The sequence below is a fragment of the Pseudarthrobacter sp. CCNWLW207 genome, from assembly GCF_037203945.1.
Classification (GTDB): Bacteria; Actinomycetota; Actinomycetes; order Actinomycetales; family Micrococcaceae; genus Arthrobacter.
Genome location: NZ_JBBCBS010000035.1, coordinates 1 through 1,289 on the forward strand (window position 1 = coordinate 1; position 1,289 = coordinate 1,289).

Here is a 1,289-nt window from a genome sequence, read left to right on the forward strand (position 1 = left end):
TCGAGGGTGAGTTTTTTCATCTGGTGGGTGGCGTTGCGGCCTTCGAAGTGGGGTCCGAGTCCGTAGCCCTTGACGGTTTTGGCGAGGATGACGGTGGGTTTGCCCTTGAATTCGGTGGCTGCCTTGTAGGCGGCGTAGACCTTGCGGTAGTCGTGGCCGCCGCGTTTGAGGTTCCAGATCTGGTCATCGGTCAGGTCCGCGACGAGGTCCTTGGTGGCCGGGTCTTTGCCGAAGAAGTGTTCGCGGACGAACCCGCCGGATTCGGCCTTGTAGGTCTGGTAGTCCCCGTCGGGGGTTTCGTTCATGATTTTCACCAGCGACCCGTCGGTGTCCTTGGTGAGCAGGTCATCCCATTCCCGGCCCCAGACGACCTTGATCACGTTCCAGCCCGCGCCGCGGAAGAACGCTTCGAGTTCCTGCATGATCTTGCCGTTGCCGCGCACCGGCCCGTCCAGGCGCTGGAGGTTGCAGTTGATCACGAAGTTCAGGTTGTCCAGGTTCTCGTTCGCGGCGAGCTGGAGCAGGCCGCGGGACTCGGGCTCGTCCATTTCGCCGTCGCCCAGGAACGCCCAGACCTGCTGGTCCGAGGTGTCTTTGAGGCCGCGGTTGTGCAGGTACCGGTTGGACTGTGCCTGGTAGATCGCGTTCATCGGCCCGATGCCCATGGACACGGTGGGGAACTCCCAGAACTCCGGCATCAGCCGCGGGTGCGGGTAGGAGGACAGGGCGTGGCCGGCGCGGGACTTTTCCTGCCGGAACCCGTCCAGGTCCTCCTCGGTCAGCCGGCCTTCCATGAACGCGCGGGCGTACATGCCGGGGGAGGCATGGCCCTGGAAGAAGACCTGGTCACCGCCGCCGGGGTGGTCCTTGCCGCGGAAGAAGTGGTTGAAGCCCACCTCGTACAGGGTGGCCGCGCCCGCGTAGGTGGAGATGTGCCCGCCCACGCCGATGTTCGGCCGCTGGGACCGGTGCACCATCACCGCGGCGTTCCAGCGCATGTATGCCCGGTACCGGCGCTCGAACTCCTCGTTGCCCGGGAATTCGGCTTCCTGGTCCACCGGAATCGTGTTCACGTAATCCGTGGTGGTCACCATCGGCACCCCGACGCTCTGCGCACCGGCACGCTGCAACAGGCTCCGCATGATGTATTGGGCACGCTCGGTGCCCTGTTCCCTGATTAGCGAATCCAGGGACTCAACCCACTCGGCGGTCTCTTCCGGATCACGATCAGGCAGCTGGTTAGTCAACCCGCTGAGGATATGGGAGGTATCTTCTCCTGCAGCCACGTC

General features: G+C 64.2%; 1 pseudogene. It reads right to left on the reverse strand.

Annotated elements, in window-relative coordinates:
- Positions 1–1,286, reverse strand: a pseudogene (locus tag V9L17_RS21215) (pyruvate dehydrogenase (acetyl-transferring), homodimeric type); the annotation flags it as partial.
- Positions 1,287–1,289 lie beyond the last annotated feature (3 nt).